16 protein-coding genes and 1 pseudogene are annotated in these 25280 nt (G+C 63.5%); 14 read left to right on the forward strand and 3 right to left on the reverse strand.

Annotation, left to right across the window (positions count from 1 at the left end; all coding sequences use genetic code 11):
• Positions 1-109 precede the first annotated feature (109 nt).
• The gene (locus KI242_RS02270) at positions 110-2329 is read right to left on the reverse strand and encodes a primosomal protein N' (protein ID WP_011058814.1); all 2220 of its coding nucleotides are present in this window, start codon (positions 2327-2329) and stop codon (positions 110-112) included.
• 299 nt (positions 2330-2628) lie between these two features.
• Between KI242_RS02270 and rpmE the strand changes: the two genes are divergently transcribed.
• The 3 genes from rpmE (at position 2629) to KI242_RS02285 (ending at position 5127) form a co-directional block, all read left to right on the forward strand.
• Positions 2629-2850 carry a 50S ribosomal protein L31 gene (rpmE, locus tag KI242_RS02275; RefSeq protein ID WP_011058815.1) on the forward strand — a complete coding sequence of 74 codons (222 nt, stop codon included), beginning with the start codon at positions 2629-2631 and terminating at the stop codon, positions 2848-2850.
• A 41-nt stretch (positions 2851-2891) separates the two neighbouring features.
• Positions 2892-3671 (forward strand): thermonuclease family protein, encoded by a 780-nt coding sequence (locus KI242_RS02280; protein WP_093407043.1) that lies wholly within the window; start codon positions 2892-2894, stop codon positions 3669-3671.
• A gap of 187 nt (positions 3672-3858) precedes the next feature.
• Positions 3859-5127 (forward strand): malic enzyme-like NAD(P)-binding protein, encoded by a 1269-nt coding sequence (locus KI242_RS02285; RefSeq protein WP_011058817.1) that lies wholly within the window; start codon positions 3859-3861, stop codon positions 5125-5127.
• Positions 5128-5248: 121 nt separating this feature from the next.
• On the opposite strand, the gene KI242_RS02290 is transcribed toward KI242_RS02285, so the two are convergent.
• Positions 5249-7684, reverse strand: coding sequence for a penicillin-binding protein 1A (locus tag KI242_RS02290; protein WP_011058818.1), 2436 nt, complete (start codon positions 7682-7684; stop codon positions 5249-5251).
• 216 nt (positions 7685-7900) lie between these two features.
• On the opposite strand from KI242_RS02290, the gene pilM reads away from it, so the two are divergent.
• The 11 genes and pseudogenes from pilM (at position 7901) to hemE (ending at position 23328) form a co-directional block, all read left to right on the forward strand.
• Positions 7901-8962, forward strand: coding sequence for a type IV pilus assembly protein PilM (gene pilM / locus KI242_RS02295; protein ID WP_212805876.1), 1062 nt, complete (start codon positions 7901-7903; stop codon positions 8960-8962).
• Positions 8962-9528, forward strand: a complete 567-nt coding sequence (locus KI242_RS02300; protein WP_019095185.1) for a PilN domain-containing protein — start codon at positions 8962-8964, stop codon at positions 9526-9528. Before pilM ends, KI242_RS02300 begins: the two co-directional genes overlap by 1 nt.
• A complete protein-coding gene (gene pilO / locus KI242_RS02305) occupies positions 9525-10148 on the forward strand; it encodes a type 4a pilus biogenesis protein PilO (protein WP_047283605.1) in 624 nt (207 codons plus the stop codon). Before KI242_RS02300 ends, pilO begins: the two co-directional genes overlap by 4 nt.
• Entirely contained in the window at positions 10145-10675 is a 531-nt protein-coding gene (locus KI242_RS02310) for a pilus assembly protein PilP (protein ID WP_015633866.1), read from the forward strand. Before pilO ends, KI242_RS02310 begins: the two co-directional genes overlap by 4 nt.
• An 89-nt stretch (positions 10676-10764) precedes the next feature.
• A pseudogene (locus KI242_RS02315) lies at positions 10765-12441 on the forward strand (type IV pilus secretin PilQ family protein); the annotation flags it as partial.
• A gap of 4 nt (positions 12442-12445) precedes the next feature.
• Positions 12446-12964, forward strand: a complete 519-nt coding sequence (aroK, locus tag KI242_RS02320) for a shikimate kinase AroK (protein WP_011058824.1) — start codon at positions 12446-12448, stop codon at positions 12962-12964.
• Between the two features lie 145 nt (positions 12965-13109).
• Positions 13110-14210 (forward strand): 3-dehydroquinate synthase, encoded by a 1101-nt coding sequence (gene aroB / locus KI242_RS02325; RefSeq protein ID WP_011058825.1) that lies wholly within the window; start codon positions 13110-13112, stop codon positions 14208-14210.
• Between the two features lie 10 nt (positions 14211-14220).
• Positions 14221-15801: an AAA family ATPase gene (locus KI242_RS02330; RefSeq protein ID WP_053148670.1), complete on the forward strand. Its 1581-nt coding sequence runs from the start codon at positions 14221-14223 to the stop codon at positions 15799-15801.
• Positions 15802-16149: 348 nt separating this feature from the next.
• Positions 16150-20598 (forward strand): glutamate synthase large subunit, encoded by a 4449-nt coding sequence (gene gltB, locus KI242_RS02335; RefSeq protein ID WP_011058827.1) that lies wholly within the window; start codon positions 16150-16152, stop codon positions 20596-20598.
• A gap of 33 nt (positions 20599-20631) precedes the next feature.
• On the forward strand, positions 20632-22050 hold the full coding sequence (locus KI242_RS02340; RefSeq protein WP_011058828.1) for an FAD-dependent oxidoreductase: 1419 nt from the start codon (positions 20632-20634) through the stop codon (positions 22048-22050).
• A gap of 210 nt (positions 22051-22260) precedes the next feature.
• Positions 22261-23328 carry a uroporphyrinogen decarboxylase gene (hemE, locus tag KI242_RS02345; protein WP_041115348.1) on the forward strand — a complete coding sequence of 356 codons (1068 nt, stop codon included), beginning with the start codon at positions 22261-22263 and terminating at the stop codon, positions 23326-23328.
• A 576-nt stretch (positions 23329-23904) separates the two neighbouring features.
• Here hemE and KI242_RS02350 read toward each other — a convergent pair.
• Complete coding sequence (locus KI242_RS02350) at positions 23905-25116, reverse strand: MFS transporter (protein ID WP_125063333.1); 1212 nt, start codon at positions 25114-25116, stop codon at positions 23905-23907.
• Positions 25117-25280 lie beyond the last annotated feature (164 nt).

The raw sequence follows: 25280 nt of genomic DNA on the forward strand, positions 1-25280 counted from the left end.
GCTTGGGGATCGATGGCGGCATTCGATTGCCTTCGCCGGCAAGCCGGCTCTTGCGGGTTTGATGCTGCCCATTGTAGGAGCGGGCTTGCCCGCGAAAGCACGACCTCGATCAATACAGATCCACGGGATCCACATCCAGCGACCAGCGGACCTGCCGCCCGCTGGGCATCTGTTCCAGCACCAGCAGCCAACTGCTGAGCAAACGATGCAAGGGCGCTCGGGCATTGGCCTGCAGCAGCAATTGCGCGCGATAACGTCCGGCGCGCCGCTCCATCGGAGCCGGCACCGGGCCCAATAGTTCGATGCCCCCCAGGTTCTGTTCCGCCAGCAGGCGCTCGGCCTCGCTGCAGGCTTCATCGAGGAACCCCTCGGCCTGGCCCGGTTTGTGGGCTTCGGCCCGCAGCAGCGCCAGGTGGGCGAAAGGTGGCAGGCCGGCGGCGCGGCGCTCGCTCAGGGCCTGTTCGGCGAAGGCGAAGTAGCCCTGCTCGGTCAACTGCACCAGCAACGGGTGGTCGGCGAGGTGGGTCTGGATGATCACCTTGCCCGGCTCTTCGGCCCGGCCAGCCCGCCCGGCGACCTGGACGATCAGTTGCGCCATGCGCTCGCTGGCGCGGAAGTCGCCGGAGAACAGGCCGCCATCGGCATCGAGGATCGACACCAGGGTCACCCGGGGAAAGTGATGACCCTTGGCCAGCATCTGGGTGCCCACGAGGATGCACGGCTGGCCTTTCTGGATAGTGGCGAACAGCTGGTTCATTGCATCCTTGCGCGAGGTGCTGTCGCGGTCCACCCGCAGCACCGGGTAGTCGGGAAACAAGATGCCCAGGCGCTCTTCCGCCCGCTCGGTGCCGGCGCCCACGGGGCGCAGGTCGACCTTGCCGCATTGCGGGCAATGGCGCGGAACCCGCTCCACATGGCCGCAGTGGTGGCAGCGCAGCTCGCCGGAACGCTGGTGCACGGTCATGCGGGCGTCGCAGCGCTGGCATTCGGACATCCAGCCGCAGTCGTGGCAGAGCAGGGTCGGGGCGAAGCCGCGGCGGTTGAGGAACACCAGGACCTGCTGGCCGGCGGCCAGGGTCTGGCCGATGGCTTGCTGCATGGGGCCGGAAATGCCGCTGTCCAGCGGGCGGCTCTTCACGTCCAGGCGCAGGAAACGCGGCTGCTTGGCGCCGCCAGCCCGCTCGTTCAGGCGCAGCAGGCCGTAGCGGCCGGTGTAGGCGTTGTGCAGGCTTTCCAGGGACGGCGTGGCCGAGCCCAGGACGATGGGAATGTTTTCCTGGCGCGCACGCACCAAAGCCAGGTCGCGGGCGTGGTAACGCAGGCCTTCCTGCTGTTTATAGGACCCGTCGTGCTCCTCATCGATGATGATCAGGCCAGGGTTCTTCATCGGCGTGAACAGGGCCGAGCGGGTGCCGATGATGATGTCGGCCTCGCCGTCCCGGGCAGCCAGCCAGGCGTCCAGGCGTTCGCGGTCATTGACCGCCGAGTGCAGCAGGGCGATGCGGGCGTTGAAGCGTTGCTCGAAGCGCGCCAGGGTCTGCGGGCCGAGGTTGATCTCCGGAATCAGCACCAGGGCCTGCTTGCCGGCTTCCAGGGTTTCGCGGATCAGTTGCAGGTAGACCTCGGTCTTGCCGCTGCCGGTGACCCCGGCCAGGAGAAACGCGTGATAGCTGTCGAACCCGGCGCGGATGGCTTCATAGGCGGCGCGCTGCTCGCTGTTGAGCGGCAGTTCGGGCTGGGCCAGCCAGTGTTCGTGGCGCACGCCCGGCGCGTGCTTGCGCACCTCCACCTGCACCAGGTCCTTGGCCAGCAGCAGGTCGAGGCTGTCCTTGCTCAGCATCAACTTGCTCAGCAGGGTATGGGGCACGCCGTGTGGGTGCTGGGCCAGGGTTGCCAGGGCTTCGCGCTGGCGTGGGGCGCGAGCGATGCGCGGGTCGTCGAGCCGGGCCCCGGGGGCGATCGACCAGAAGCGTTCCTGGCGGGCCTCGGCCAGCTCGCCCTGGCGCAACAGCACTGGCAATGCCCAGCTCAGGGTGTCTCCCAGGCTGTGCTGGTAGTACTGGGCGGTCCACAGGCACAGCTTGAACAGGGCCGGCGGTAGCGGAGGCGTGGGATCCAGCAGGGCCAGGGCCGGCTTGAGTTTTTCCGCCGGGACCTCGCTGTGATCTGCCACCTCCACCAGGATGCCGATCATTTCCCGGCGGCCGAATGGCACCCGCAGGCGCATGCCGGGGTGCAACTGGGCACGCAGCACCCCGGCCGGAGCACGGTAGTCGAACAGGCGGCGCAGGGGCGAGGGCAGGGCGAGGCGCAGGATGGCGTCGGGCACGCGGGACAATCTCGTTGAGCAGAGGGTAAATAGGCCCCGGAGCCTAACAGAGCAGCGGTGGAGTGTCCTGTATAAGCGTGCGTGGCCCCTGTACCTGCGGGGTCTGCCCGGGCATGGAGCCGGTTTTTAAGTTCAGGAGGTGGCAAAGCCTGGGCTGTCAAGGTTGCACCGGCTTTTTCTGATGGGCTGCACTCAGGATCGCTTGCGCGTTTGACGCGGTCTGGTAGAATTCGCGCCCTAATTCGTGCGGTATTCAACAATAGTGTTGGGTGGCGGCACGCTAGCCTGAGGAATACACCATGAAAGCCGATATCCATCCAGTATACGAAGCCATTACCGCTACCTGCAGCTGCGGTAACGTCATCGAAACTCGCTCCACCCTGGCCAAGCCTCTGAGCCTGGACGTGTGCAACGAGTGCCACCCGTTCTACACCGGCAAGCAAAAGACTCTGGACGTTGGCGGTCGTGTCGACAAGTTCAAGTCGCGCTTCGGTGCTTTCGGCGCAACGAAGAAGGCCTGAGGCTGATCGTTCTGGAAAGCCGATACCGACTTTCCTCGCTGATGAAAAAGGCGTCCCTAGTGGGCGCCTTTTTTGTGGGCGCGATTTGGCTGACAGCGGCCGAGGCGTTTTGCCCGGCGCCCAAGGGGCTGTTGCCGGCAACGGTGCTCCGGGTGGTGGACGGCGACACCCTGCACCTCAAGGATGGCCGCAGGTTGCGCATGATCGGCCTCAATGCCCCGGAGCTGGCGGGCAAGGGGCGCCCTGCCGAGCCCTTTGCCGAGGCGGCGCGGCAGCGCCTGCGACAACTGGTGGCACAGAGTGGTGGGCGGGTCGGCCTGCTGCCGGGGCGTGAAAGGCAGGATCGTTACGGTCGTGTCCTGGCCCATGTCTATGGCGTCACTGGTATCAACTTCGAAGCCCGGTTGATCGCGGAAGGCTTGGCCTATCGGATTGCCGTGCTGCCAAACGTCGCCCTGGCGAGCTGCCAGAAGGCTGCCGAGAACCATGCGCGCCGAGCCGGGCTGGGGCTTTGGCGACGTTCACCTGTACTCAAGGCGCAGCAGATCCATCGCGCGGGCTTTGCCCTGTTCGAAGGGCGAGTGAGCAGGGTGCAGCGCAATCGCGGTGGTCTTTGGATCACATTGCAGGGGCAGGTTGTATTGCGCATTGCACCCAATGTCCTGCGGCGCTTCGATCGCCGGCTGCTCAGTGGCCTTTCGGGGCGCCGGATCGAGGCTCGCGGCTGGGTTGTCGATCGCTCGCGTCAGCCTGGCCGGCAATCTGCACATCCACGCTGGATGTTGTCCGTGACTGACCCTTCCATGCTCAGACTTATCTGATAAAGAAAAATTGTAGACATTTTTTTAATAGATTGTGAACAGTTGAAAGCCTTGTACCCCGCGGCTCTTGGCCCAAAGTCGTACGCTAGGGGCCTTGACAGGGGTGACTGGGCAGTCTTGTGGGGACTATGCGACACGAGTATCCTCGGCGGTCCGTCTGTCCAACAGCAAAAAGCGGAATGCCCACATGTCTGATTTGAAAACTGCCGCTCTCGAATACCATGCCAATCCTCGTCCAGGAAAGCTGAGTGTCGAGCTCACCAAGGCCACTGCTACCGCTCGTGATCTGGCGTTGGCCTACAGCCCCGGCGTAGCCGAGCCGGTACGCGAAATCGCTCGCGATCCGGAACTGGCCTACAAGTACACCGGCAAAGGCAACCTGGTTGCCGTCATTTCCGATGGCACCGCGATTCTCGGCCTGGGTAACCTCGGCCCACTGGCCTCCAAGCCAGTGATGGAAGGCAAGGGCGTGCTGTTCAAGCGTTTCGCCGGCATCGATGTATTCGACATCGAAGTCGACTCCGAAAGCCCGCAGGCTTTCATCGACACCGTCAAGCGCATTTCCATCACCTTCGGTGGCATCAACCTGGAAGACATCAAGGCACCCGAGTGCTTTGAGATCGAGCGCGCTCTGATCGAGCAGTGCGACATTCCGGTGTTCCACGATGACCAGCACGGCACCGCGATCGTTACCGCCGCCGGCATGATCAACGCCCTGGAAATCGCTGGCAAAACCCTGGCCGACGCCAAGATCGTCTGCCTGGGTGCCGGTGCTGCCGCCATCTCCTGCATGAAGTTGCTGGTGAGCATGGGTGCACAGATCGAAAACATCTTCATGGTCGACCGTACCGGCGTGATCCACTCCGGCCGCGATGACCTGAACCAGTACAAGGCGGTGTTCGCCCACGCCACTGACAAGCGCACCCTGGCCGACGCCCTGCAAGGCGCCGACGTGTTCGTCGGTCTGTCCGGCCCGAACCTGCTGAGTGCTGAAGGCCTGAAATCCATGGCGCCGAACCCGATCGTGTTCGCCTGCTCCAACCCTGATCCGGAAATCGCCCCGGAACTGGCGCACGCCACCCGCGACGACGTGATCATGGCTACCGGCCGTTCGGACTACCCGAACCAGGTGAACAACGTCCTGGGCTTCCCGTTCATCTTCCGTGGTGCCCTGGACGTACGCGCCAAGCGCATCAACGAAGAAATGAAGATCGCCGCGGCCAACGCCCTGCGTGACCTGGCCAAGCTGCCGGTTCCTCAGGAAGTGTGCGACGCCTACGGTGGCATCAAGCTGGAATTCGGCCGTGAGTACATCATTCCCAAGCCAATGGATGCCCGCCTGATCACCGTGATCTCCGATGCCGTGGCCAAGGCCGCCATCGAGACCGGCGTGGCTACCCTGCCGTACCCGAAGAACTACCCGCTCAAGAGCGTGGATGATGTGTTCAACGGTTAAGCGTTCGTAGCGTCATGCAAAAAGCCCCGGCTCGCGAGAGCCGGGGCTTTTTTGTGGGCGCTTGCCCGCTGTAGGAGCGGGCAAGCCGGCGAAGGTTGCCGCGTTCGCGGCTCCCCTGGCGCTAGAACAGATCGATCGGCGCCGCTTCGTCCGCCGGCAGCGGGCTGCCTGGTACGGCGCCATTGCCCAGTTCATTGACCGAGGGCGGAGTGTCTTCGCTCTTGAACAGTTCGAAGTAGGCATTGGGCGTGCCGGGTGTGGCGGCGCGGCCGCTGACCGGGTCTACCCGCAGGCTGAGAATGCCTTCTGGCTCTGGCTGGGTGTGTGGCGGCTTGTCCTTGAGGGCGGCGCCCATGAAGCTCATCCAGATCGGCAGTGCCACGGTGCCGCCGTATTCGCGGCGCCCGAGGCTTTCCGGCTGGTCGAAACCGGTCCATACGGTGGTCACGTAGTCGGCGTTGTAGCCGGAGAACCAGGCATCCTTGGACTCGTTGGTGGTACCGGTCTTGCCCGCCAGGTCGGTACGGCCCAAGGCCAGTGCGCGGCGTCCGGTACCCAGCTTGATCACGTCCTGGAGCATGCTGTTGAGGATGTAGGTGGTACGGCCATCGATGATCCGCTCGGCAACCGCCGGGGCTTGCGTCGCTGCCGGAGCTGAGGTTTCACCGGCCACGTTGTTGATCGTGAAGTTGTGCTCAGGGGCGGCGATGCCGCTGGTGGCCGTATTGCCGGTGGGGGCGCTTGGCGGGTTGGCGCTGAACAGCAGCTCGCCGTTGCGGCTTTCGATCTTGTCGATGATGTACGGGGTGATCTTGTAGCCGCCGTTGGCAAAGGTGCTCCAGCCGGTGGCGATTTCCATCGGCGTCAGGGTTGCGGTACCCAGGGCCAGGGACAGGTTGCGCGGCAGGTCCTGCTTGTTGAAGCCGAACTTGCTGATGTAGTCGATGGTGCGGTCCACGCCCATGCTCTGCAGCAGGCGGATCGACACCAGGTTGCGCGACTTGTACAGCGCCTCGCGCATGCGGATCGGGCCGAGGAAGGTGTTGGTGTCGTTCTTCGGGCGCCAGACCTTGTCCAGGTATTCGTCGACGAACACGATAGGTGCGTCGTTCACCAGGCTGGCCGGGGTGTAGCCGTTATCCAGGGCGGCGCTATAGATGAACGGCTTGAAGCTGGAGCCGGGCTGGCGCTTGGCCTGCATCGCACGGTTGTAGTTGCTCTGCTCGAAGGCGAAGCCGCCCACCAGGGCGCGGATCGCACCGTTCTGCGGGTCCAGCGTCACCAGGGCGCCCTGGGCGACCGGGATCTGGCTGAACTTCAGCGAGTTGTCCGCCTGGCGCTGCACGCGGATCAGGTCGCCGACCTGGGCCACGTCCGCCGGTTGGCGCGGGACCGGGCCCATGCTGTTGGTATTGAGGAACGGCCGGGCCCATTTCATGCTGTCCCAGGCCACATGTTCTTCGCCGTTGCGGGTCAGCACCTGGAGGCCATTCTTCTCTACCAGGGTGACGATCGCCGGTTCCAGGCCGCTGATGGTCCGCTGCTTGGTCAGTTCGCTGGCCCAGGCCGCCTGGGTCTTGCCTGGCAGGCGCGATTCCGGGCCGCGATAGCCGTGGCGCTGGTCGTAGGTCATCAGGCCTTCATGGACCGCGGTGTTGGCCATTTCCTGCAGATCGCTGGGCACCGTGGTGGTGACCCGGAAACCTTCGGTGTAGGCATCGCTGCCATAGCGGCCGACCATTTCGGCCCGGGCCATCTCGGCGATGTACGGGGCGTTCACTTCCGGAGTCGGTACGTGATAGCTGGCGTTCAACGGTTCGTTGATTGCCTCGGTATAGGCCGCTTCGGTGATCTTGCCGAGCTTGTACATGCGCCCCAGGATCCAGTCGCGACGTTCCTTGCTGCGTGCCGGGTTGGCCAGGGGGTTGAAGCGCGAAGGCGCCTTGGGCAGGCCGGCGATCATCGCCATCTGCGCCAGGCTCACGTCACGGATGGACTTGCCGTAATACACCTGGGCCGCTGCCTCGATCCCGTAGGCACGGTTGCCCAGGTAGATCTTGTTGACGTACAGCTCGAGGATCTCGTCCTTGGTCAGCTGCCGTTCGATCTGCAGAGCCAGGAGGATCTCGGTGGTCTTGCGCGAGAAGCTGCGCTCGCTGGTCAGGAAGAAGTTCTTCGCCACTTGCATGGTGATGGTACTGCCGCCGGACTGGATGTGTCCGCTCTTGACCAGCTGGGTTGCGGCACGCATCAGGCTGCTGGGGTCAACCCCGTAATGGTTAGCGAAGTTGTCGTCTTCAGCACTTAGTAACGCATTGATGAAGTTGGGCGGAATGTCGGCGAAACGTATGGGGGTACGGCGCATTTCACCGAATTCAGCGATCAGTTTGCCGTCGCTGCTGTACACCCGCAGGGGAATCTGCAACTGGATGCTTCTCAGGGCCTCAACCGACGGCAAGCCGGGACTAAGATAGAGAAACGCACCGGAGAGGGCGAGGAGGAGCCCGCAGAACACCGCGACGATGGACCACCCGAAAAACTTCAGCAGACGAATCAAGGCTTTTGGATTTCCAGAGAAAGGAATGAATTAGGCGTCAGGGCATTCACGGACATCAGGGGCCGGCCCACGCAGCAGGTAAAAGCGGAAAAAAACGCTGGGCATTATAAGCATTTTCCGCCGAGAGCGTCATTTGCCCGTCTGTCAAGACGTGACCATTGAACGCAATGCAGCTTAAGCAGTCCGTAAGTCACGGATAGTCATAGGGAATTGGTCGTGCTTGGACTCTTCAGCAAAAAGCCGAGTTCCCTTATGGGGATCGATATCAATGCGACATCGGTCACGCTTCTGGCCCTGGGGCGCCAGGGGCAGGGGTACCGGGTCGAGGCCTACGCCAGGGAGCCCCTGGCGCCCAATACTGTGCTTGACCAGCACATTGCCGACCCCGAGGCCCTGGCCGCGGCCCTGTCCCGCGCCTGGCTCAAGACGGGCAGCCGGCTCAAGGGGGTGGCGGTAGCGGTGGCCGGCGAAGCGGTGATCAGCAAACTGATCGAGATGCCGGCGGGCCTGCACACCGACGAACTGGAGCAGCAGGTCCGGCTGGAAGCCGGCCAGTACATTCCCTATCCCCTGGAAGACGTGGCCCTGGATTTTGAAGTGCAGGGGCCGGTGCCCGGTAATCCGCAGCGGGTTCAGGTGCTGCTGGTAGCCTGTCGCAACGAGCGGGTAGAAGCCCTGGAAACGGTATTGGGCCTGGCCGGCCTGACAGCCCGGGTGGTGGATACCCAGCCCCTGGCTCTGGAGCGCTGCCTGTTGCTGCTGGCGGCGCACCTGCCGCTGGCGACTCCTGGCGCCGTGGCGTTGCTGGATATAGGTCCGGCCCTCAGCCGTTTCAGCGTCCTGCACGGCCAGCGAGTGATCTATAACCGTGAGCAGCTTTTCGGTAGCGGGCTGCTGATGGAAGCGCTCCAGCGTCGATACGGGCTGACACTGGAGCAGGCATTGCTGGCGCAGAGCCAGGGCCGTTTGCCACAGGGCTGCGCCGAAGAGTTGCTGCAACCCTTCGAGCAGGAAGTGCTGCAACAGGTCAGCCGTTCCCTGCAGCAGTTCGCCACCTCGCCTCAGCAACAGCCCCTGGTGCAACTGCTGCTGGCCGGAGACGGTAGCGGCCTGGCCGGCCTGGAGCGACGGGTGGAGGGCGAGACAGGCATCGATACGTCGCTGGCCAATCCTTTCCGGGCCATGCCGATGGGGCCTCGAGTCGACCCCCAGGTATTGAATGAACAGGCGCCGAACCTGCTCCTGGCCTGTGGCCTGGCCCTGCGAGGGTTCGACTGATGGCGCGGATCAACCTGTTGCCCTGGCGCGAGGCCTCGCGCGAACTGAGGCGTCGGCGTTTCCTGCAGATGCTGGCGATGATGGTCGTGCTCGGGGCCGGGGTCATTCTGTTGGCCGACGCCTATATAAGCCGGGTGATCGAGCGCCAGCATTTGCGCAACCAGTATCTGGGCCAGGCGACGGCACGCCTGGATGAGCAGATCGCCAGCATCCAGGGGCTCAAGGCGCAACGACAGCAGTTGCTCGAACGCATGGGCATCATCGAAGAGCTGCAGGGCAACCGCTCCAACAGTGTGCGGATTTTTCAGCAGTTGGCCCGCAGCCTGCCTGATGGCGTGTACTTCACCGAGGTGGATCTGCAGGGGCAGAACCTTGGAATCAGCGGTGCCGCCGAGTCAAACAACAGGGTGTCCGACCTGATGCGCAATCTGCAGGCTGCCGAGGGTTTTGCTGCCCCCAGCCTGACCGAGGTGAAGAACGCGGTGGACGCCCAGCAAGGGCTGAACAACCTGTTCCGGCTGAATGTCGGGCAGACGCCCGGGCCAACCGGGGAGCTTCGGCAATGACCCCTCGACAATGGCTGGCAGAGTTGCGGCGTATCGATCTGCGGGAGCTGGAGCTGGCCAACCTGGGCTCCTGGCCCGGGCCGGCCAGGAGTCTGGTGGCGGCCCTGCTTCTGCTGCTGGTTCTGCTAGTGGGCTACGGCTTTTACCTGAGCCCGCACCTGGAGCAACTGGAGCGCCAGCGCCAGGAGGAAACTCGTCTCAGGCAGGAGTTTGCCGGCAAGGCGCGCCAGGGAGCCAATTTGCCGCGCTACCAGGAGCAGTTGGCCGTCATACGCAACAGCTTCGACCTGCTGTTGCGTCAGTTGCCCAGCGACACCGAGGTCCCCGGCCTGCTGGAGGACATCAGTCGCGTGGGGCTGGGCAGTGGCCTGGCCTTCGAGGAAATCAGGCTGCAACCGGAGGTGGCCAGGCAGTTCTACGTCGAGTTGCCGATCCAGATTACTGTCACCGGGGCCTATCACGACCTGGCGAGCTTCGTCAGTGGCGTCGCCGGCCTGCCGCGCATCGTCACCTTGCATGATTTTCGCATTCAGCCTGTGGCGGCGGGCAATCCGGCGCTGTTGCGCATGAGCATCGAGGCGCGCACCTACAGGTACGACGCTCCGGAGCCGCACTCATGAGGCGCCTGCGCTGGGCGGTGCTTGGCTGCCTTTGTGCCGGGCTGTGGGGGTGTGGTGGCGCCGATGACGACTTTGCCGACCTGGACGCCTACATGAACCAGATGCGCCTGCAAGCGCCCGGGCCGATTGAACCAATCCCGGTAATCCGGTCTTACCCCTCGTTCACCTATGACGCCAGCGCATTGCGTAGTCCGTTCCAGCCGCCGCAAAGGCTTGACCTGGCGGCCCGTCGGCAAGGGGCCAGTGCGGTCCGGCCCGACCCGCAGCGAGCCCGGCAATACCTGGAGGGGTTCGATATCGAGCAGTTGCAAATGGTCGGGACCCTGTCCAACGCCTCCGGGAGCTTTGCCCTGTTGCGCGGCGCAGGTGGCATCCACCGCTTGCAGGTGGGCGACTACCTGGGGCGCAACGAAGGCCGGGTTGTGACCATCAGCGAATCGCAGATCGAGGTGGTGGAAATTGTTCCCGATGGAGCGGGAGCCTGGCTGGAGCGGCCGCGAACACTGGCGCTGAAAAAACACTCTTAAGTGGAATCTGGAAAATGAACAGGACTGTTTCAGCCCTCGGTGTAGCGCTATGGATAGCGCTGCTGGCACCGCTGGTCGGCGCCGCCGAGCCCAAGCCCGCTGCTCCGGGGACGGCAGCTCGGGCGCCTGCAAAGCCGCAGGCAGTGGCCGGGTCGATACGCGGCGTGGATTTTCGGCGCGGCGAGGAGGGCGAAGGCAATGTGCTGATCGACCTGTCCGACCCGCGCATCGCTGTCGATGTCCAGCGGCGCGAGGGCCGGATCGTCCTCGATTTTGCCCGTACCCAATTGCCCGAGGCGCTGCGGGTTCGCCTGGACGTCAAGGATTTCGCCACCCCGGTGCAGTACATCACTGCGGATACGGCTGCCGGGCGTACCACCGTCACCCTGGAGCCCAAGGGCGCCTTCGACTATTCCACCTTCCAGACCGACAACCGCCTGACGGTCAGTGTCCGCCCCCTGGCCGAGACCAGCAGCAGGGCGGCTGCGGCCCGACCTGCCTACAAGGGGGAAAAGCTCTCGCTGAACTTTCAGGACATCGAGGTGCGCTCGGTGCTGCAACTGATCGCCGATTTCACGGGCCTCAACCTGGTGGCCAGCGACACGGTGCAGGGCGGCATCACCCTGCGCCTGCAGAACGTGCCCTGGGATCAGGCCCTGGATCTGGTGCTACGGACCAAGGGCCTTGATTCACGCAAGATCGGCAATGTGCTGCTGGTGGCTCCGGCGGATGAGATTGCCGCCCGGGAGCGTCAGGAGCTGGAGTCACAGAAGCAGCTGGAGGACCTGGCGCCGTTGCGTCGGGAGCTGCTGCAGGTCAACTACGCCAAGGCAGCGGACATCGCCAAGCTGTTCCAGTCGGTGACCCGCGCCGAGGAAAAAGCCGATGAGCGTGGCTCGATCACCGTGGACGAACGCACCAACAGCATCATTGCCTACCAGAGCCAGGAGCGCCTCGACGAACTTCGGCGCATCGTCGCCCAGCTGGATGTTCCGGTGCGCCAGGTGATGATCGAAGCGCGCATCGTCGAGGCCAACGTTGACTACGACAAGAGCCTGGGCGTGCGCTGGGGCGGCTCGGTGCAGAACCAGGGCAACTGGAGCGCCAGCGGGGTGCAGAACGCTGCCAGCGGTTCCAGCAGCATCGGCGCTCCGGGCAGCGGCGGCAGCAACTCGCCCTTTGTCGATCTGGGGGCTAGCGCCCATACCTCGGGCATCGGTATCGCCTACATCACCGACAACGTGCTGCTGGACCTGGAGTTGACCGCCATGGAGAAGACCGGCAACGGCGAGATCGTTTCCCAGCCCAAGGTGGTCACCTCCGACAAGGAAACCGCAAAGATCCTCAAGGGCACCGAGATCCCCTACCAGGAAGCCAGCTCCAGCGGCGCTACCTCGGTGTCCTTCAAGGAGGCGTCGCTGTCGCTTGAAGTGACGCCGCAGATCACCCCGGACAACCGCATCATCATGGAGGTCAAGGTCACCAAGGATGAGCCGGACTACCTGAACAAGGTCCAGGATGTACCGCCGATCAAGAAGAACGAGGTCAATGCCAAGGTCCTGGTCAACGACGGGGCGACCATCGTCATCGGCGGGGTTTTCTCGAATACCCAGAGCAAGGTTGTAGATAAAGTGCCATTTCTTGGCGATGTGCCGTATCTTGGCCGCCTTTTCCGGCGTGACGTGGTGTCGGAGAAAAAATCCGAGCTGCTGGTATTTCTCACTCCGCGTATCATGAACAACCAGGCGATTGCTGTGAGTCGTTGATTCTGTGCGAAATTTGATTCTTGTTGGGCCGATGGGGGCTGGAAAAAGCACCATTGGTCGCTTACTGGCCAAAGAGCTGCGCCTGCCATTCAAAGATTCCGATAAGGAAATTGAACTGCGTACAGGCGCGAATATCCCGTGGATCTTCGATAAGGAAGGCGAACCGGGCTTTCGTGATCGCGAACAGGCGATGATCGCCGAGCTCTGTGGCACTGACGGCGTGGTCCTGGCCACTGGCGGTGGTGCAGTGATGCGCGAGGCCAATCGTCGGGCGCTGCACGCTGGCGGACGAGTGGTCTATCTGCACGCCTCGGTCGAGCAACAGGTGGGGCGCACCGCCCGGGACCGCAATCGTCCCCTGCTGCGCACCGCCGATCCGGCCAAGACCCTGCGCGACCTGCTGGAAATCCGCGACCCGCTTTATCGGGAAATTGCCGATCTGGTGGTGGAAACCGATGAGCGGCCGCCACGAATGGTGGTACTGGACATACTGGAGCGCCTGCAGCAGCTGCCACCCCGTTAATGCGTCGAGCGAAATGCGCTATTCTCGGCGTCGCGCCAGACCGCCAAGGTGTGGCGCAGAGCTATCGGGCTGCGTCAGAAGACCAGACGAGGCCCATCGTCAATGCAGGGCACAATGCCTGCTTCCATCTTCACTGTGGGGACACATGCAGACACTTAAGGTCGATCTAGGCGAGCGCAGCTACCCGATTCACATTGGTGAAGGTCTGTTGGACCAGCCCGAGCTGCTGGTGCCGCATATCGCCGGGCGGCAAGTGGCGATCATTTCCAATGAGACCGTCGCGCCGCTTTACCTTGAGCGTCTGACCCGCAGCCTGGGGCAGTTCTCGGTGATCTCGGTGGTCCTGCCCGATGGCGAGGCCTACAAGAACTGGGAAACCCTGCAGTTGATCTTCGATGGCCTGCTCACTGCTCGCCACGATCGACGCACTACCATCATCGCCCTCGGTGGCGGCGTGATCGGTGATATGGCCGGCTTTGCCGCGGCCTGCTACCAGCGGGGCGTGGATTTCATCCAGATTCCTACCACCCTCCTGTCCCAGGTGGACTCTTCGGTGGGTGGCAAGACCGGTATCAACCACCCGCTGGGCAAGAACATGGTCGGCGCCTTCTACCAGCCGAACGTGGTGCTGATCGATACCACCAGCCTTAACACCCTGCCCAGCCGCGAGCTGTCGGCAGGTCTGGCGGAAGTGATCAAGTACGGCCTGATCTGCGACGAGCCCTTCCTCACCTGGCTGGAAGAGAACGTCGACCGCCTGCGGGCCCTGGACCAGCAGGCCCTGACTTACGCCATCGAGCGCTCCTGTGCGGCCAAGGCCGCGGTGGTGGGTGCCGACGAACGTGAATCGGGAGTGCGGGCCACTCTCAACCTGGGGCATACCTTCGGCCACGCCATCGAAACCCACATGGGGTACGGTGTGTGGCTGCATGGGGAGGCGGTGGCTGCTGGCACCGTAATGGCCCTGGAAATGTCCGCGCGCCTGGGCTGGATCACCAGCCAGGAGCGTGACCGCGGTATTCGCCTGTTCCAGCGCGCGGGCTTGCCGGTCATCCCGCCAGAGGAAATGAGCGAAGCGGATTTTCTCGAACACATGGCAATTGACAAGAAAGTGATCGACGGTCGTTTGCGTCTGGTGCTGTTGCGCCGCATGGGCGAAGCCGTAGTGACCGACGATTATCCGAAAGAGGTTTTACAGGCCACGCTGGGAGCGGACTACCGCGCCCTGGCTCAGCTTAAAGGTTAATAAGATCCCGATGACTAGTTTGCACGCCGACGAGGCTTTCCTCGGCCATTACCAGTTGAGCCACGATCCTTTCGCTCCCCGGGTCCCTGGCTTCAAGTTCTTTCCTGCCCAGCGCAAGCCCGTGCTGGGGCAACTGCATCACCTGGCCCGCTACAGCCAGTTGCTGCTGGTGGTCACCGGGCCTCAGGGCAGCGGCAAGACCCTGCTGCGCCAGGCGCTGGTAGCCAGTACCAACAAGCAATCGGTGCAGAGCGTGGTGGTGTCGGCCCGCGGCGCTGGCGACGCTGCCGGCGTGCTGCGCCAGGTGGCCCAGGCGCTGAACGTGGCCGAGGCTGAAATCGGCGCGATCCTCGCCCAGATAGTGCAACTGGCCCTGACCGGTCAGGAAGTCTATCTGCTGGTGGATGATGCCGAGCAGCTCGACGAGTCCGCCCTCGAGGCCCTGCTGGCCCTGGCGGCCGGCGCTCCGGAAGGTCGTCCCCATGTGTTCCTGTTCGGCGAGTCGTCGCTGATCGCCGCACTGGACCAGCTCAATACCGAGGAAGAGCGCTTCCACGTCATCGAGTTGCAGCCTTATACCGAAGAGGAAACCCGCGAATATCTGGCCCAGCGGCTTGAAGGTGCGGGGCAGGGCATCGAACTTTTCTCCGCAGATCAGATCAGTGATATTCACGAAGGCTCCGATGGCTGGCCGGGCAACATCAACCAGGTCGCCAGGGATGCAATGATCGAAGCAATGATCGCCAGCCGCTCTGCGGTCAAGCGTCCAAGTATGGGGTTCAACATGCCGAAGAAACACGTATTGGCCATCTCCGCTGTCGTGGTGGTGGCCGTGGCCGCGGCCTGGTTGATGCCGGGCCGCAGCAAGGCTCCAACCACCGGCGCTCCGGCCAATGAGCAAGCGCAACTGCCTTTGGGGCAAACACCGACACCCAATGCCAATGGCAGCCCGTCAGTAGAGTTCGCCGGTTCGTCACAGCCAATGCCGCTGCCGTTGGTCGGCCAGTCGCAGCCCGTGATGCGCGGTCCTCTGGCCGAAGCCGCAGGGGGTATCAGTGAGGGTGACGACGGGGTACCGGTTGAAGGCTCCAGCGCCGTTCCACCGACCGTGACCACCACCGCGCCGCCTGCTGGGGCTACGGCTGGCCCGACGCCGACTCCGGCAGCGCGTCCAACCCCGGCACCGACCCAGGTGGCCACGGCCAAGCCTGCGCCTGCCGCCAAGCCGGCAGAGAAACCAGTGGCAGCCAAGCCTGCTCCGGCCAAGCCGGCCGAGAAGCCGGTCACCGTGGCCAAGGCCGCCGGTGGCAGCTGGTACGCTGGCCAGGCGCCAGGCAACTACGTGGTGCAGATCCTCGGCACCAGCTCGGAAGCCACCGCGCAGAACTTCGTCAAGGAACAGGGCGGCGAATACCGCTACTTCAAGAAAGTCCTCAACGGCAAGCCGCTGTATGTGATCACCTACGGCAACTTCGCAAGCCGCGATGCAGCGGTCAGCGCCATCAAATCCTTGCCAGCGAAGGTTCAGGCTGGTAAACCTTGGCCTCGCACTGTCGCTAGCGTTCAACAAGAACTGGCAACAACTCGCTGAAGATTCGGCGGCCTTACCCAGGCCGCCTCTCCCGGCAACCTCAAATTTCCGCATCGGCATGCTGCCTTACAGGCCGCGTGCCTTGTGGTGTCTGCGTCACAGTAGTTTTTGAGTCGCGGCAGTCAAAAGCAAAACTTTTTGACTAGCACAGCATATCGCTTTAAAACGTTCATAAATGCGACATGAATTTACGGCAGATCGTCGCTAAATTTGTGGGGCTTTGTGTCGGTGTGTACAATGACCTCCCTTTTGCCCCCGCAAAGCTGGCGTACGTTCGGCGCGGAATGCAAGTGGTTGAATTGAAAAGAAATTTGCCTCTAAAAGAGGCAGCCTGGTGAGAAAGTGTCTATGAAAGCAGGTCTGTACCAACCAGATGAATTTAAGGATAACTGTGGTTTCGGCCTGATAGCCCACATGCAGGGCGAACCCAGTCATACCCTGTTGAAAACGGCCATTGAGGCCCTGACCTGCATGACCCACCGCGGTGGGATCAACGCGGACGGCAAGACCGGCGACGGTTGCGGTCTGCTGATGCAAAAGCCCGACCTGTTCCTGCGCGCAGTCGCCACGGAGCACTTCGGCATCGAGCTGCCCAAGCAATATGCGGTGGGCATGGTGTTCTTCAACCAGGACCCGGTGAAAGCCGAAGCCGCTCGCGAAAACATGAACCGCGAGATCCTCGCCGCCGGCCTGCAACTGGTGGGCTGGCGCAAAGTACCGATCGATACCAGTGTGCTCGGGCGTCTGGCCCTGGAGCGCCTGCCACAGATCGAACAAGTGTTCATCGGCGGCCAGGGTCTGAGCGACCAGGATTTCGCCATCAAGCTGTTCAGTTCCCGTCGCCGCTCCTCGGTGGCCAACGCCGCCGACACCGACCACTACATCTGCAGCTTTTCCCACAAGACCATCATCTATAAGGGCCTGATGATGCCGGCGGACCTCGCCGCCTTCTATCCGGACCTGGGTGACGAGCGCCTGCAAACCGCGATCTGCGTGTTTCACCAGCGCTTCTCCACCAACACCCTGCCGAAATGGCCGCTGGCCCAGCCATTCCGCTTCCTCGCCCACAACGGCGAGATCAACACCATCACCGGCAACCGCAACTGGGCCGTGGCCCGGCGCACCAAGTTCGCCAACGACCTGATCCCGGACCTGGAAGAGCTCGGCCCGCTGGTCAACCGTGTGGGTTCCGACTCCTCGAGCATGGACAACATGCTGGAGTTGATGGTCACCGGCGGCATCGACCTGTTCCGCGGCGTGCGCATGATCATTCCGCCAGCGTGGCAGAACGTCGAGACCATGGACGCCGACCTGCGCGCGTTCTACGAATACAACTCGATGCACATGGAGCCGTGGGACGGCCCGGCCGGCGTGGTCATGACCGACGGCCGCTACGCCGTCTGCCTGCTGGACCGCAACGGCCTGCGCCCGGCGCGCTGGGTCACCACCCAGAACGGCTTCATCACCCTGGCCTCGGAAATCGGCGTGTGGAACTACCAGCCCGAGGACGTGATCGCCAAGGGCCGGGTCGGCCCGGGCCAGATCTTTGCCGTGGACACCGAGACCGGGCAGATCCTCGACACCGACGCCATCGACAACCGTCTGAAGTCCCGTCATCCGTACAAGCAATGGCTGCGCAAGAATGCCCTGCGCATCCAGGCCACCATGGAAGACAACGACCACGGTTCGGCCTTCTACGACGTCGACCAGCTCAAGCAGTACATGAAGATGTACCAGGTCACCTTCGAAGAGCGTGACCAGGTCCTGCGTCCGCTGGGCGAGCAGGGCTACGAAGCGGTGGGCTCCATGGGCGACGACACGCCGATGGCGGTGCTGTCCCAGCGCGTGCGTACCCCTTACGACTATTTCCGCCAGCAGTTCGCCCAGGTCACCAACCCGCCGATCGACCCGCTGCGCGAAGCCATCGTCATGTCCCTGGAGATCTGCCTCGGTGCCGAGCGCAACATCTTCCAGGAGTCGCCTGAGCATGCTTCGCGAGTGATACTCAGCTCGCCAGTGATCTCCCCGGCCAAGTGGCGTTCGCTGATGAACCTCGATCGCCCGGGCTTCGAGCGCCAGGTCATCGACCTCAACTACGACGAGAGCGTCGGTCTGGAAGCGGCGATCCGCAACGTCGCCGACCAGGCTGAAGAAGCCGCGCGCGCCGGCCGCACCCAGATCGTCCTCAGCGACCGTCATATCGCGCCGGGCAAGTTGCCGATCCACGCCTCCCTGGCCACGGGCGCGGTGCACCACCGCCTGACCGAAAAAGGCCTGCGCTGCGACTCCAACATCCTCGTGGAAACCGCCACCGCCCGCGATCCGCACCACTTCGCGGTGCTGATCGGGTTCGGCGCCTCGGCGGTCTATCCGTTCCTGGCCTACGAAGTGCTGGGCGACCTGATCCGTACCGGTGAAGTGCTGGGCGACCTCTACGAGGTGTTCAAGAACTACCGCAAGGGCATCACCAAGGGCCTGCTGAAGATCCTGTCGAAGATGGGCATCTCCACCATCGCCTCTTACCGTGGCGCGCAGCTGTTCGAAGCCATCGGCCTGTCCGAGGAGGTCTGCAACCTGAGCTTCCGTGGCGTGCCGAGCCGGATCAAGGGCGCACGTTTCGTCGACATCGAAGCCGAGCAGAAAGCCCTGGCGACCGAAGCCTGGAGCCCGCGCAAGCCGATCCAGCAAGGCGGCCTGCTGAAGTTCGTCCACGGCGGCGAATACCACGCCTACAACCCGGACGTGGTCAACACCCTGCAAGCCGCTGTGCAGCAGGGCGACTACGCCAAGTTCAAGGAATACACCGCGCTGGTGGACAACCGTCCGGTGTCGATGATCCGCGACCTGTTCCAGGTGAAGACCCTGGACACGCCGATGGACATCAGCGAAGTCGAGCCCCTGGAATCGATCCTCAAGCGCTTCGACTCTGCCGGTATCTCCCTGGGTGCCCTGTCGCCGGAAGCTCACGAAGCCCTGGCCGAAGCCATGAACCGCCTTGGCGCGCGTTCCAACTCCGGTGAAGGCGGTGAAGACCCGGCGCGCTACGGCACCATCAAGAGCTCGAAGATCAAGCAAGTGGCCACTGGCCGTTTCGGCGTGACCCCGGAGTACCTGGTCAACGCCGAAGTACTGCAGATCAAAGTCGCTCAGGGCGCCAAGCCCGGTGAGGGCGGCCAGCTGCCCGGTGGCAAGGTCAACGGCCTGATCGCCAAGCTGCGCTATGCAGTCCCCGGCGTGACCCTGATCTCGCCACCGCCGCACCACGACATCTATTCGATTGAAGACTTGTCGCAGCTGATCTTCGACCTCAAGCAGGTCAACCCTCAGGCCCTGGTCTCGGTGAAACTGGTGGCGGAGGCCGGCGTTGGCACCATCGCTGCCGGTGTGGCCAAAGCCTATGCCGACCTGATCACCATCTCCGGCTACGACGGCGGCACTGGCGCTTCGCCGCTGACCTCGATCAAGTACGCCGGTGCACCGTGGGAACTGGGCCTGGCGGAAACCCACCAGACCCTGCGCGGCAATGACCTGCGCGGCAAGGTCCGGGTACAGACCGACGGCGGCCTGAAAACCGGCCTCGACGTGATCAAGGCAGCCATCCTCGGCGCCGAGAGCTTCGGCTTCGGCACCGCGCCGATGATCGCCCTGGGCTGCAAGTACCTGCGCATCTGCCACCTGAACAACTGCGCCACCGGCGTGGCGACCCAGAACGAGAAGCTGCGCAAGGATCACTACATCGGCACCGTCGACATGGTGGTGAACTTCTTCACCTACGTCGCCGAGGAAACCCGTGAGTGGCTGGCCAAGCTTGGCGTGCGTTCCCTGGAGCAACTGATCGGCCGGACCGACCTGCTGGAGGTGCTGGAAGGCCAGACCGCCAAGCAGCATCACCTGGACCTGACCCCGTTGCTGGGCAGTGACCACATTCCGGCGGACAAGCCGCAGTTCTGCCAGGTGGACCGCAACCCGCCGTTCGACAAGGGCCTGCTGGCCGAGAAAATGGTCGAGATGGCCCGCTCGGCGATCAATGACAAGAGCGGCGCCGATTTCGCCCTGGATATCTGCAACTGCGACCGCTCCATCGGCGCACGGATCTCCGGCGAGATCGCCAGGCTCCACGGCAACCAGGGCATGGCCCAGGCGCCTATCACGTTCCGCTTCAAGGGCACTGCGGGGCAGAGCTTCGGCGTGTGGAACGCCGGCGGCCTGAATCTCTACCTGGAAGGCGACGCCAACGACTACGTGGGCAAGGGCATGACCGGCGGCAAGCTGGTGATCGTTCCGCCCAAGGGCAGCGTCTACAAGACCCAGGACAGCGCCATTATCGGCAACACCTGCCTGTACGGCGCCACCGGCGGCAAGCTGTTCGCCGCTGGCACCGCGGGTGAGCGTTTCGCCGTGCGCAACTCCGGTGCCCACACCGTGGTGGAAGGCACTGGCGATCACTGCTGCGAGTACATGACCGGTGGTTTCGTCTGCGTCCTGGGCAAGACCGGTTACAACTTCGGCTCAGGCATGACCGGCGGTTTCGCCTATGTGCTGGACCAGGACAACACCTTCGTTGACCGGGTCAACCACGAACTGGTGGAAATCCAACGGATCAGCGGCGAAGCGATGGAAGCCTATCGCAGCCACCTGCAGCGCGTGCTGAACGAGTACGTCGAGGAAACCGACAGCGAATGGGGCCGTAACCTCGCCGAGAACCTCGACGACTACCTGCGCCGTTTCTGGCTGGTCAAGCCCAAGGCTGCCAGCTTGAAGTCGTTGCTTTCCAGCACCCGTGCCAACCCGCAGTGATATGCGCCTGAAGAGTGTGATGAGGTTTTGATAATGGCTGAACGTCTGAATAACGACTTCCAGTTCATCGATGTCGGGCGCAAGGATCCGAAGAAGAAACTGTTGCGTCAACGCAAGAAAGAGTTCGTGGAAATCTACGAACCCTTCAAACCCCAGCAGTCGGCCGACCAGGCCCACCGCTGCCTGGGTTGCGGTAACCCATACTGTGAATGGAAGTGCCCGGTGCACAACTTCATTCCCAACTGGCTCAAGCTGGTGGCCGAGGGCAACATCCTCGCCGCCGCCGAGCTGTCGCACCAGACCAACACCCTGCCGGAAGTCTGTGGCCGGGTGTGCCCGCAGGATCGCCTGTGCGAGGGTGCCTGCACCCTCAACGACGGGTTTGGCGCGGTGACCATCGGTTCGGTGGAGAAGTACATCACCGACACCGCTTTCGCCATGGGCTGGCGCCCGGACATGTCCAAGGTCAAGCCCACCGGCAAACGCGTGGCGATCATTGGCGCGGGCCCGGCAGGCCTGGGCTGTGCCGACGTGCTGGTGCGTGGCGGCGTGACCCCGGTGGTGTTCGACAAGAACCCGGAAATCGGCGGTCTGCTGACCTTCGGTATCCCCGAGTTCAAGCTGGAAAAGACTGTGCTGAGCAATCGTCGCGAAGTCTTCAGCGGCATGGGCATCGAGTTCCGCCTGAACACCGAGGTGGGCAAGGACGTGACCATGGAGCAGCTGCTCGCCGAATACGATGCGGTGTTCATGGGCATGGGCACCTACACCTACATGAAGGGCGGCTTTGCCGGCGAGGACCTGCCGGGCGTCTATGACGCGCTGGATTTCCTGATCGCCAACGTCAACCGCAACCTGGGCTTTGAAAAGTCGCCGGAAGACTTCGTCGACATGAAGGGCAAGAAGGTGGTGGTGCTGGGCGGTGGCGACACCGCGATGGACTGCAACCGCACCTCGATCCGCCAGGGCGCCAAGTCGGTGACCTGCGCCTATCGTCGTGACGAAGCCAACATGCCCGGCTCGCGCAAAGAGGTGAAGAACGCCAAGGAAGAAGGCGTGAAGTTCCTCTACAACCGCCAGCCGATCGCCATTGTCGGTGAAGACCGCGTCGAAGGCGTGAAGGTGGTCGAGACCCGTCTCGGCGAGCCGGACGCCCGTGGCCGCCGCAGCCCCGAGCCGATCCCGGGTTCTGAAGAGATCATCCCGGCCGACGCCGTGGTCATCGCCTTCGGTTTCCGTCCAAGCCCGGCGCCATGGTTCGAGCAGTTCAGCATCCAGACCGACAGCCAGGGCCGTGTCGTGGCCCCGGAACAGGGCCAGTTCAAGCACCAGACCAGCAACCCGAAGATCTTTGCCGGTGGTGACATGGTGCGCGGTTCTGATCTTGTGGTGACGGCGATCTTCGAAGGGCGTAACGCCGCCGAAGGCATCCTCGACTACCTGGGCGTCTGACCCACCTTGCAGGAGCCGGCTGGCCGGCGAACAACGATAACGCGGTGCTGTTGATGCACCGCGTCGATCGCTTCGCCAGCAAGCTGGCTCCTACGGGATCTGTGCCCGTCCCGTGACAAATTGCCCCCATAGACATAAAGAAACGGCTCTTGCCGTGCCTTTTGTGTCGCGCTCTGAGAAAATGCCCCCACTTTTTTTCCGGATGCCGACATGACTGCCCTGAAGAACGACCGTTTCCTTCGTGCCCTGCTCAAGCAACCCGTAGACGTCACCCCGGTGTGGATGATGCGTCAGGCTGGGCGCTACTTGCCTGAATACCGCGCCAGCCGTGCCAACGCCGGTGACTTCATGAGCCTGTGCATGAACCCGGCGTTCGCTTGCGAAGTCACTCTGCAGCCTCTGGACCGCTATCCACAGCTGGATGCGGCGATCCTCTTCTCCGACATCCTGACCATCCCCGATGCCATGGGCCAAGGCCTGTACTTTGAAACCGGCGAAGGCCCGCGCTTCAAGAAAGTGGTCAGCACCCTGGCCGACATCGAAGCCCTGCCGATCCCCGATCCGCACAAGGACTTGGGCTATGTAATGGATGCGGTCAGCACCATTCGTCGCGAACTCAACGGCCGTGTGCCGTTGATCGGTTTCTCCGGCAGCCCCTGGACCCTGGCCACCTACATGGTCGAAGGCGGCTCCTCCAAGGACTTCCGCAAGTCCAAGGCCATGCTCTACGACAACCCGCAAGCCATGCACCTGCTGCTGGACAAGCTGGCCCAGTCGGTCACCGCGTACCTGAACGGGCAGATCCGTGCCGGCGCGCAGGCGGTGCAGATCTTCGACAGCTGGGGCGGCAGCCTCTCGGCGGCGGCCTACCAGGAGTTCTCCCTGGCCTACATGCGCAAGATCGTCAGTGGCCTGATCCGCGAACACGACGGGCGCAAGGTTCCGGTGATCCTCTTCACCAAGGGCGGCGGCCTGTGGCTGGAAAGCATTGCCGATGCCGGCGCGGACAGCCTGGGCCTGGACTGGACCTGTGACATCGGCGAAGCCCGCCGCCGGGTCGGCAGCAAGGTATCGCTGCAAGGCAACATGGACCCTACCGTGCTCTACGCCAACCCGCAGGCGATCCGCAGCGAAGTTGCGCGCATCCTCGCCAGCTACGGCAAGGGCAGCGGCCACGTGTTCAACCTGGGCCACGGCATCACTCCGGAAGTGAAACCGGAGCACGCCGGAGCCTTCTTGGAAGCGGTGCACGAGTTGTCGGCGCAATACCACGAATAAGCGCCTCCCTAAAAAACGCCCGGCACCTGCCGGGCGTTTTCATTGGCGGACACTTTTTGCAGGAGCCAGCTTGCTGGCGAAAGGGCTCTCAAGACCTGCGCCTGCCTGGCGCACGCCTTCGCTGGCAAGCCAGCTCCTACAGGGGGCGGCCAGCCAGGTTCGCTCGGTGTAGGAGCCAGCTTGCTGGCGAGAGGGCCCTCAAGGCCTGCACCTGCCTGGCGCACGCCTTCGCTGGCAAGCCAGCTCCTACAGGGGGCGGCCAGCCAGATTCGCTCGGTGTAGGAGCCAGCTTGCTGGCGAATGGGCCCTCAAGGCTTGCACCTGCCTGGCGCACGCCTTCGCTGGCAAGCCAGCTCCTACAGGGGGCGGCCAGCCAGGTTCGCTCGGTGTAGGAGCCAGCTTGCTGGCGAAAGGGCTCTCAAGACCTGCGCCTGCCTGGCGCACGCCTTCGCTGGCAAGCCAGCTCCTACAGGGGGCGGCCAGCCAGATTCGCTCGGTGTAGGAGCCAGCTTGCTGGCGAAAGGGCCTTCAAGACCTGCGCCTGCCTGGCGGAGCACTTCGCCGGCAAGCCTGTTCCTACAAAGGGGGGAGTTTGGCGAGTTTCATGGCGATCAACAGGGCCCCGATCAGCAAGGCGCCGATAAACAGGCCGATGCCGTTCCACCCCGCCAGGTGCCAGAACACCCCGCCGGCGGTGCCGGCAATGCTCGAGCCGGCGTAGTAGCTGAACAGGTACAGCGACGACGCCTGGCCCTTGGCCTTGGTGGCGCGACGGCCGATCCAGCTGCTGGCCACCGAGTGGGCACCGAAGAAGCCGAAGGTGAACAGCAGCATGCCGATCAGCACCAGGGACAGCGGGGTCAGCAGGGTCAGGGCGATCCCCGCCAGCATCAGCACGATGGTGCCCCACAGCACCCGGCGCCGGCCCAGCTGGTCGGCCAGGGCGCCGATCTTCGCCGAGCTGTAGATGCCCGAGAGGTACACCACCGACAGCATCCCGACCCAGGCCTGGCTCAGTTGATAGGGCTCGGCCAGCAGGCGGTAGCCGATGTAGTTGAACAGGGTGACGAATGCCCCCATCAGCAGGAAACCTTCGAGGAACAGCCAGGGCAGGCCGGCATCGCGAAAGTGCATGGCAAAGCCGTCCAGCAGGCTGCGCGGGTGCAGCGAACGGGGGCGGAAATTGCGTGATTCGGGAAGGATGCGCCAGAACACCGCGGCAGCGATCAGTGCCAGGCCGCCGATCACCAGCATCGCCGTGTGCCAGCTGACGAAGTCGATCAGCACCCCGGTGATCAGTCGCCCGCTCATGCCGCCGATGGCGTTGCCACCGATGTACAGGCCCATGGCCAGGCCGATGTGCTGGGGGTGGATCTCCTCGCTCAGGTAAGTCATGGCCACCGCTGCCAGCCCGCTCAGGGACAGGCCCACCAGCGCGCGCATCAGCAGCACCCCGTGCCAGCTCGGCATCAGCGCACTGGCGATGGTGCACAGGGCGGCGGCCAGCAAGGCGGCGACCATCACCGGCTTGCGACCGATGCGGTCGGAAACCGGCCCGGTGATCAACAACCCGATGGCCAGCATGCCGGTGGCGACCGAGAGGATCAGGCTGCTCTGGGCGGCATTGATGGAAAAGTCCCGGGACAGCAGCGGCATCATCGGCTGTACGCAATACAGCAGGGCGAAGGTGGCAAAACCGCCGGAGAACAGCGCCAGCACGGTGCGCATGAACATCGGCGTGCCTTTTTCGATGTAGGCCTCGTTGAGCTGGGCGACCACCTCGTCCAGGGGCGTGGCAGGGGGTTCGTGGGCGGAGGGGGCAACAGCGGCAACAGCGGATTTCACGGGGGACCTCGGGGGAACGCAGCCGGTCAGGCAATGGAAAAAGCATATAGCTGGCTAATGATTCTTTCCAATATATTGTTCGACCTGTTTGATAGGTTTTAAGACTT

The organism is Pseudomonas sp. Eqa60 (assembly GCF_018326405.1).
GTDB classification, from domain to species: Bacteria; Pseudomonadota; Gammaproteobacteria; order Pseudomonadales; family Pseudomonadaceae; genus Aquipseudomonas; species Aquipseudomonas protegens.